Origin of the sequence: Flavobacterium columnare NBRC 100251 = ATCC 23463, from assembly GCF_002530675.1 — a bacterium.
GTDB lineage: Bacteria > Bacteroidota > Bacteroidia > Flavobacteriales > Flavobacteriaceae > Flavobacterium > Flavobacterium columnare.
Map to the genome: position 1 here is coordinate 1 of NZ_PCMX01000115.1, position 9,120 is coordinate 9,120.

Consider the following 9,120-nt stretch of genomic DNA (forward strand, 5'->3'; position numbering starts at 1 on the left):
TACTCTCTATTCTTTACTCTAAAAAACTATATTTTTATTCAAAAAATAACTTTTTTCATTCAAAAAAGGATTTTTATGGTTGTTTTTATAAAATGTTCCACGTGAAATTCAAAATAAGACTTTATATTCTCATTATCTAAAAAAGAATTTTATACTATTTGTTCCACGTGGAATTTTTTATAGAATGATTTTACATGTCAATTAATTATTTAAACACATCAACCCTACTTTATTTCTGATTTCGCGTTATACTTTACTATGAAGATAAAAGGACAAAAGAAATACTTTTATAATTAACCCAAATTATGCGTTAGCCTTTCGGATCAAGATAAAAAAGACAAAGAAGTTAATAATAAACAGCTTTTTTTACCAAAATTGTAGTTTTATCACCTTGAGAACAAAAAATGAAGTCGTTTTTATCTGTAATAAATTTTTAATGCGTAATCTGGGTTTAAAAATAGTACACCTACAAAAATTAGTGTTAGCTCTCGATACGCTTTGCACTCTAGTTGACGATGATTACGATTATATACTCAACCCTCAGTTCGAGTTGTTTTTGAAACAAAATGGAAAAAAGTATCAAGAACTTTAGTTTTACCCCAGTATATTTTAAACGGTATTCTTGTGAATCTATAAGAGCTAAAAGAACAATGCTAAGAAATTTATGAAATTTATAACCTTATCAGGTTTTCTTTTTTATAATTCCGTTAATCTAATTTTTTAAAGAGTTGTGCTATCTAAAAAGTAGTAACTTAATGTTTAGTTTGTCACTTCTACCAAAGGGAGAATGATAACATTGCGATCTTTTAGGATTTCCTCATTTTTAACCATAATAATTTAACTACTTTGTTCCACGTGAAATTTTAATTTTTTCCTTTAAAAATGACTGTTACCTTTTAAGATATGCTTCGTATAAGATATTATCTTTTAAATACTATTTAAATTAACTGTAAGGCGTTATATGTTGTTTATGAATTTAGGTATAGATATTGTTTTAAAAGAGCTTTAAAACGAGTTTATTTAAGGTATTTTAAATATTGTTTTTTTAAAATCGAATATTCTAAAAAGTCAGAACCACTAACTTTTTACCAAAGGCATTTAATAATAGAAAAATATTACCTAAAAATACTCTTTTTTTTAAAACGGCATAGAATTATTAGAATTTATAGTTTTTGTTATTTGTATCAATTTTATTTATTTATGTATTTTTCCTCTTTTTCTTTAAATTATTTATTCAATGAAATAGTTAAAATTCTTTTTTAAGTTATTTTAGACTTTTGATCCCCTTCAGGGACTTTATTTTTACTTAAAAAGTCATTAAAACTCATTTAAAGAGTTTTTATTAGTGTTAGTATACTCACAGTGGTTTAAGGAATTAAAACGGTTTAAAACGAATTTATTTAAGCTGTTTTTTATCAAGAATTATTATTGTGCAATTTGTTTAAATAAGTTTTTGTTATTTTAATCGTATAGTTCATTTTTTATTATTTTTATGATATTAATTCATTAATTTTTTGTATTGAGTATTTTGGAATAAAAGTTTACTTTTACAAAAAATTATAAATCACAATTAGAATGAAAAAGCTTGTAATGATGGCGGTTGTTTTATCTGCCGTAGTAGCGTGTAATAAAACACCCGAAGCTAAAGAGGTAAAAACAGCTTATATAGATACTGTAAAACTTATGGAAGATTATACTGAAGCCAAAGAATTACAGGACAAATTCAAAACAAAAGGAGAAGTGAAAGGACGTGAGTTAGAAGTTGAAGCTAGAAAATTAGAAGCAGAAAAAGCTAACTTTCAGCAAAATGCAATGGCTAAAGGACAAGCATGGGCACAACAAAAATATGCTGAGTTACAACAACGTTCACAACAGTTAGCCTATGCAGAACAAGCTATAGCACAACAATTACAAGCCGAAGGAGGTTCTAAACGTGACTCAGTTGTTGAAAAAGTACGTACTTTTATCAAAGATTACGGAAAGAAAAACGGGTATGATTATATATATGGCACAGGAGACGCAGCAAGCGTTTTATATGCAAAAGATAGCTATGATATAACCAAAGAAGTTGTAAAAGCTCTAAACGAAAAATATACTTCAGAAGGTAAAAAAATAGAACCTAAAAAAGAAGCTCATAATAAAGAGGTTAAAAAATAAAAAAAGGGGGCAAATGCTGTATGCACTGCCCCCTTTTTTATTTGTAAAATTATTGCAATATATACACGGTTAACACAGCAGGGATAAAATAAATAACAATAGTTCTTGCCCCATCATAATCTTTGGCTGTTCTCTGACCAAATAAAAGCATTAATAGTGTTACACATGAAACAACGGCACCGTATTTACCAAATGTAGTACCTTCGTTTACCAATAATTCTATTCCTCCTACTATACAAAGAATGCCAGCTATAATTTCGAATGCTAATAAAATATTTAAAGAAACAGATACAATACCCTCAAAAAAAGTATTTTTAAAATGTTCTTTTAACCAATTTAAATTTCCCTGGTAATCAATGAATTTATCATATCCTGATTGTAGAAAAGTAATAGCTAAAAAAGCTAAAAGAAGTAAGCTAGCTAAATTGTTCATAGTGTTAATTTTTATGGATTAAACGTGTTAGTTTTATAGATAAATCAGTTAATATAATTTTAGAATTACCATTACGTTCAATATGATAAATGGCATCATTTAATTCTTTGTATATTTCTTGTATATTCCGCCCCGTAATAAAAGGAGCAAATTTCTTTAAATCAAATCCTTGTATCCCAGATTCATAATAAACTAAGCCTTCAGCTTGATAATTTAATAAAAGGGCTTGGCGAAATATTTCAATGCAATAACTCAAAAATTTCTTTTGATTTTCTCTTCCAAGTTTAGCTATTTCTTCACTCCAATTTATCAAATCCTGTATGGCACTTGCATTGCCTTTCGCTCTAAATGCAGCTCGGACCCAATTTACAAACCATTGTTCAAATGGAGCATCTTCATTTTGATGAGAACTTAATTGTAAAGCCTTATTATAATTACCTTGTGATTTATGGGCAATCTTCATAGCTTCTTTTTCTTCAATTCCTTCATATTCAACTAAATGCTGAGAGATAGCAGATTCACTTAATTTTCCAAAATTAATGACTTGACATCTTGAACGGATCGTTTGCAATAAATCCTCTTCATTTTCCGTAATTAATATGAAAAGTGTTTTATCTGTAGGCTCTTCAAGTAATTTTAATAATTTATTTGAAGCAGCGATATTCATTTTATCAGCCATCCAAATAATCAAAATCTTATACCCTCCTTCATAGGATTTTAGAGCTAATGATTTTAATATTTCTGAGGCATCTTCTACTCTAATTTCTCCTTGCTTATTCCCTACACCTAATTTATCGTACCAATCAAACAAACCACCGTATGGTTTTTCTTGTAAAAATTCTCGCCAAAGTGGTAAAAAATCCAAACTTTTAGGCTTCGATTTTACATCTTCAGTTGTAACTGTTGGGTAAACAAAATGTAAATCAGGATGCGAAACATGTTCAAATTTAATATTACAACTATCTATACCTCCTTGATTTTCAAAATCTTTATTCTGACATAATATATATTGAGCATAAGCAATAGCTATTCTTAATATGCCACAACCTTCTGGTCCAACAAATAATTGTGCATGAGGAATCCTCCCGTGGCTCACACTAATTAATAAATGATTTTTTACATGTTGGTGTCCTACTATTTCTTTAAATAACATAAAAGCAAAAGTAATTACTTATCCATAATTTTTTTTATTTTGGATAAAATTTATCATTTCTCCTACTTATTGTAAATTTATGCTAATGCTGCTATAAAAAATTATTGTAAAACGGTTATTATATAAAATTTGTAAATAAATTTAGATGTTTTTATCATTTATAAATTTATAATATCCTTAAAAACGAAAGAAAAATTATGAAATAATATACTAAAAATCTAAATTTTTAGTAACAATTTTGATTTTCAAGATATTAAAAATTTAGATAAGTTCACAAAATGTTAATTTTTAATAATAATTCAAATTAATTGTAGAACATAATTAAAAAAAGACTATATTTGTATTGATATAATTTAGCTCTACTAGCGAAATTTATATAGGTTAAAAGATATATTTTTCATGATAAAATAAATTTTGGCACGCTTTTGGTATTACAGTTTAAAAATGAATGCATTTATTTTTAGTTTGCTTTTAAAATCGTTAACAAATTCAAATAAAAAATTGTTAATTCAATTTAAAAGTATATTTTTGAACAATTAGAACTTTAATAACTGAAATTAGAAGAATAACCATGAAGAAAATTATCTTTTTAAGCTTGTTTATGCTTTTCGCAGTAGGAAATATAAATGCTCAAGCAAAAAAGCCAAAAAGTATCATCAGTACTAGTGGTGCGGCAATTAAAAAGTTCCATGAAAAAAGTGAATTGGACGGTATGCCTAAGGGACAGCTTTTGGAATTGTATAAAGAACGAATCAGAGTTCTGGTTAATATATTACCTTACCTTGCTTTAACTAATAAACCAGGTATGACTATGCAGGATGTAGGTATTCCAGACACTTCTGATAATAATAGTGCATTAGATAAACAACAAGAAAACATAGTTGCTTTTGTTAACTCAACAATTGCTTTTCAGTCAACAATGGTTCCATATGCGGATAAAGGCAATTTAGTAGCTTCTATTCTCTATTATGAAAATATGTTGCGTGAATTGAATCAATTATATGAATAATAATTTTTAAAAAATATATATAATAAGAAAAATTTTACTATATTAGCGTAAATTTCTAAAAACTTGACCCCCGATGAAGAAATTGCTTAACTTAAAATGGATTGCTTTATTTGCAATAATGACTGCAAATGCACAGCAGGAAAAAGGTATAATAGGATCCTCTAACTGGTTGAATAACTGGACGGATTTTAAACCTTCTAAAACGGAATACAATGAGGCTACTGAAATTCTCTACGGAAAGATCACGGCCAATAAAACATTGCAAAAAAGGAATACTTACTTATTACAAGGTCCTGTTTATGTAGCTGCAGGTGTTACACTTACAATTGAGCCTGGAACCGTTATTAAAGGCGACTCAGAAACCAACGGAGCTTTAGTTATCTCTAAAGGTGCCCGATTGGAAGCAAATGGAACAGAAACAGATCCTATTGTATTTACTTCTAACAAGCCGGTTAAAAAACCAGGCGATTGGGGAGGTGTAGTAATCCTTAATGATGCACCTATTAATAAATTTGGAGGTGTTGCGTCTATGAACTATGACTTAGATCCTGCTCAAACAATTTATGGAGGAACTAATCCTATGGCAAATTCTGGGGTATTACGTTTTTTAAGAATCGAATTCGCAGGTAAAAAAATAAAAGGATTTAAAAATTACAATGCTCTAACTCTGGCTGGAGTTGGTAACAAAACATTGATTGAACATGTAATGACTAGTTTTTCTGCTGGAAACGGTATAGAAGTTCTAGGTGGTGATACAAACCTTAAAAATATGGTTACTTTACGTGTTTCTGGAGATGATTTCAAATTTAATCAAGGTGCTCAGGTTAAGTTAGATAATTCATTAGTAATTAGACATTCATTATATTCAGGTGCATCAAGAACTCGATGCATCAATGTAGTAGGATATGATAAAAAAGAAGAAGCTGATTTCTCAAAACCTTCAACTAACGTTGTTGCTACTAATTGTACTTTAGTTAACAATTCTGAAAGTTTTGATTTAGATCTAGCCAGTGGACTGGTAAAAGAAGGTGTTTTCGTAGGCGCTAATACCTCTCTGAGTTTAAAAAGAAGTTTAATCTCTGGATTTGCTCCTGCAACAATTTTAGATGCTGAAATTAATCCAGAAGCTGGAGGATTGAAAAAAATAGGTTTTTCAGAAGTGTTTTTTAATAACTGTAAAGGAAATATATTCCTAGCTAACTCTTCAAATAATGATGATTTAGAAGATTTTTATGGAAATCCTCAGTTTTTAAACTTATATGAAAAAACACCTAATGCTGAGTTATTTATTAACCCAGTAGAGTCTAAATCTCCAGATTTTAGATTAAAAGTGGGTAAATTTACTGCTGGTAAATAATTTATCTCTAGATTATAGTATTATACTTTAAATCCATTGGCAGTAAATCTACCAGTGGATTTATTTAGTTTAAGATCAAAATTAATTTAGATTAGAAGTTTATGAATCATACATTATTTTGTAATTTTTTTAACAAATATTTTTTTACAATTTTTTTATTTTCTTTTATTCTAGAAAATAAAGCACAAACTTTTGTAAATGCTCCTTCTAAAAATTTTGGAAATATTTGTGCATCTTCTAATTTTAATAGTTATTCTGTTAATTTTGATTTTAATGGTTTTAGCCCAGGCAATATATTTACTCTAGAAATGTCTGATCCTGAAGGGGATTTCGCTAAGTTAACCCCTATAACTATTCTTTCCTCTCAAGTAAGTACAAGTCCAGGGAAAATAACCTTTAAAGTGCCTGAAAATATTACTACAGGAGGAAAATCATATCGACTAAGAATAAGAACTAGCTCTCCAGCAATGACTAGCTCTCCTACTCTACCTTTTCATGCCTATTTTTGGATTTATAATGATAAAATTAATATTCTAGACGATGGTTCTGGTAATTTAAGTATTTGTGGATCTAATGGAATATTAGCTATAAGCGAAAAGAGCCCCTCCCCTTTGCAACACAAAGGATTAAAATATATATGGAAAAAAGACGGTATCGTAATACCTAATGAAACAGAATCTAAATTAAATATAGCCCAATCAGGTAAATACAGTGTACAGATAGATTACGGAAATTGTAATAGTACAGTTGGATTTATAGCTTATTCGCAGGAAGTGAATGTTGCATTTACAAATAATTCAGTTCCTTATTCTATAACATCTAGTTTAGGAACAACCGTTTGTCCTAGTAATCCAACGACTTTGAGTACAACAGCTGGACAAACCTATCAATGGTATATTGATTCTCAAGCAAATGGAAACTTTGTTAAAATTGATGGAGCTACTTCATACAGCTTAAAAACAGCCAATCCTGGTGTTTATAAAGTAGTAATTAGCCCAGGAACTGTTTGTGAATCTACTTCTACTAATACAATCACACTTCAATCTACCAATTTTAATTTGGCTATTGATGCCAAATCCGTAAATTATTTAAAGAAAAGTGAAATAATTAATATAAACGCCACTACTACAGCTATAAATCCAACTTATGAGTGGTTTTTACCAGGTGGATCTACACCTACGAGTACAGTGGCTAATTTTACAGTTACTAATGACGCTAATTTTAAAGAAGGGCTGTATAAATTAGTGGTTAAACAAAATGACCCAAGTTGCGTCTATACAAAAACAATACAATTTAAAATAATAGAAGGAGTAGAATCAGTAAATATTCCAAATGTTATAAGTCCAAATGATGGCAATAATGAAAACGATACATGGATTTTACCTATAGAATATAAAAATGACTCAATAGAAGTTCTTATTCTAGATAGTTATGGTAAAGAAGTTTTTAAAATGAAAAATTATGATGATTCTTGGCCTGAATCAGTTATAGAAGTAAAAGATATTAACCCAATTTATTATTATATTATATCAAAAGATGGTAGTCCTTTAAAAAAAGGTTCTTTAACTGTCCTTAAATAAATTACATATCAAAAAACTATGAAATTAAAGAGTTTTAGCCTTTTCATAATCAGTTTAGTTACAGTAGAACTAAGTGGTCAAACACCAGTAAATGGAGTTAGACCATTTGATGTTTTAGCTAAAAATTCTTTAAAATTCAATAAATACATCATAAATCCTAGCTTTAGTCATGTTAGAGAAGACGAATCTTTTATAAGTTTTTATAATAAAAGAAAATGGATTGGCTTTGAAAATTCAAGAACCGATTATTTCTTTAGTTTATCAGGAAAATTCCAAGATTTAAATGGTTATGGAATTGGATTATTCCAAAATAATGAAAACATTTATTCCACATTTGGAGTGGTAGGAAATTTCGCTAGAAATATAGAAATTATTCAAGATTCTAATCTTACTTTTGGTTTAAATCTAGCCTATATTAATAGTGGGATCAATTCAGGAAAAATAATAACAAACGTTCAAGAATCTATTCTAAGTAATGTAGCTAAATACTCTTTGATTTCTATTAATCCAGGAATCAATTTTGGCACAGGTTTTTTTGATATCGGTATCGTAGCCAATAATTTGTTTTATTACAACTTAAATCCATCTGGATTAGTACAAGGGAACCCTGCTAAAAATTTTGGATTACATGCTATGTATACAGGCTATATAGATCGTGATGGAATTTTAGAAAGAGCTAAATTTTCAGCTTTAGGGCGTGCCGAAATTGGAACAGGATATACAGGATTTGGAGCATCATTGCTTTTTAACGCTCCTAAAGCAGGTTGGGTTCAAGCTGGCTACGATAGTTTAAATGGTATTAATGCAGGTATTGGCTTTGTATTAGCTAAAAAATTATCTATCGGCTATGGAATTGAAAAACCTTTAGGGAATTTTTCTAATTTTGGATTATCCCATGAATTCACATTAGCTTATAAATTGAGGGGGTACGGTGATTATGAAGACGAACGACCAATAGTAAAAGCAAGTAGTAAAACCAATCCTAAGGCAAGTGATAAAGCGGTTGCTGTTAAAAAGAAGACCCCTCAAGAATTGGCCAAAGAAAGAGCTGCCGAGTTAGCGTTAAAACAACAGCAAGAAAAAGCGCGTTTAGAGGCAGAACGTTTAAGAAAAGAAAAAGAATTAGCAGAAGCTAGGGCAAAAGCAGAAATGGAAGCTCGATTAAAGGCAGAAAAAGATCGTTTAGATGCCCTAAAAGCAAAAGAAGCAGCAGAAGCTAGAGCAAAAGCAGAGATGGAAGCTCGATTGAGGGCAGAACAGGATAAAAATAAAGCATTATCAGAGGCTGAACGTCAACGTCAAGAACGTTTCGCTAATGAAGCTCGACTAAAAGCAGAAGCGGCTGCCAAACTAAAAGCTGAGCAAGAACGTCTGGCGAAAGAAAAAGCAGGAACTGATGTAAAATCTAAAATAGAAGCTGACGCAAAAGCA

The 9,120-nt window shown here is 29.5% G+C and carries 7 protein-coding genes; 5 read left to right on the forward strand and 2 right to left on the reverse strand.

The window, feature by feature from the left end; all coding sequences use genetic code 11:
• Nucleotides 1-1,575: 1,575 nt before the first annotated feature.
• Nucleotides 1,576-2,157, forward strand: a complete 582-nt coding sequence (locus B0A78_RS12885) for an OmpH family outer membrane protein (protein ID WP_065212850.1) — start codon at nt 1,576-1,578, stop codon at nt 2,155-2,157.
• Between the two features lie 49 nt (nt 2,158-2,206).
• Here the strand turns inward: B0A78_RS12885 and B0A78_RS12890 are convergent, their stop codons facing one another.
• Both B0A78_RS12890 and B0A78_RS12895 read right to left on the reverse strand, forming a co-directional pair.
• Nucleotides 2,207-2,590, reverse strand: coding sequence for a hypothetical protein (locus B0A78_RS12890; RefSeq protein WP_014165850.1), 384 nt, complete (start codon nt 2,588-2,590; stop codon nt 2,207-2,209).
• 4 nt (nt 2,591-2,594) lie between these two features.
• On the reverse strand, nt 2,595-3,743 hold the full coding sequence (locus B0A78_RS12895; protein WP_097609734.1) for a DNA polymerase III subunit: 1,149 nt from the start codon (nt 3,741-3,743) through the stop codon (nt 2,595-2,597).
• A 571-nt stretch (nt 3,744-4,314) separates the two neighbouring features.
• On the opposite strand from B0A78_RS12895, the gene B0A78_RS12900 reads away from it, so the two are divergent.
• The 4 genes from B0A78_RS12900 to B0A78_RS12915 form a co-directional block, all read left to right on the forward strand.
• Complete coding sequence (locus B0A78_RS12900; protein ID WP_041253237.1) at nt 4,315-4,752, forward strand: hypothetical protein; 438 nt, start codon at nt 4,315-4,317, stop codon at nt 4,750-4,752.
• 73 nt (nt 4,753-4,825) lie between these two features.
• Nucleotides 4,826-6,109, forward strand: coding sequence for a hypothetical protein (locus tag B0A78_RS12905; RefSeq protein WP_041253238.1), 1,284 nt, complete (start codon nt 4,826-4,828; stop codon nt 6,107-6,109).
• Between the two features lie 101 nt (nt 6,110-6,210).
• Nucleotides 6,211-7,689: a T9SS type B sorting domain-containing protein gene (locus tag B0A78_RS12910; protein ID WP_065212851.1), complete on the forward strand. Its 1,479-nt coding sequence runs from the start codon at nt 6,211-6,213 to the stop codon at nt 7,687-7,689.
• Nucleotides 7,690-7,707: 18 nt separating this feature from the next.
• The coding region (locus B0A78_RS12915; RefSeq protein WP_123907303.1) for a PorP/SprF family type IX secretion system membrane protein at nt 7,708-9,120 on the forward strand (1,413 nt) is incomplete at its 3' end.

Bases quoted from the DNA above. Each gene is read 5' to 3' on its own strand.
- B0A78_RS12890 (WP_014165850.1), bottom strand. From the start codon at position 2,590: ATGAACAATTTAGCTAGCTTACTTCTTTTAGCTTTTTTAGCTATTACT.
- B0A78_RS12885 (WP_065212850.1), top strand. From the start codon at position 1,576: ATGAAAAAGCTTGTAATGATGGCGGTTGTTTTATCTGCCGTAGTAGCG.
- B0A78_RS12895 (WP_097609734.1), bottom strand. From the start codon at position 3,743: ATGTTATTTAAAGAAATAGTAGGACACCAACATGTAAAAAATCATTTA.
- B0A78_RS12905 (WP_041253238.1), top strand. From the start codon at position 4,826: ATGAAGAAATTGCTTAACTTAAAATGGATTGCTTTATTTGCAATAATG.
- B0A78_RS12910 (WP_065212851.1), top strand. From the start codon at position 6,211: ATGAATCATACATTATTTTGTAATTTTTTTAACAAATATTTTTTTACA.
- B0A78_RS12900 (WP_041253237.1), top strand. From the start codon at position 4,315: ATGAAGAAAATTATCTTTTTAAGCTTGTTTATGCTTTTCGCAGTAGGA.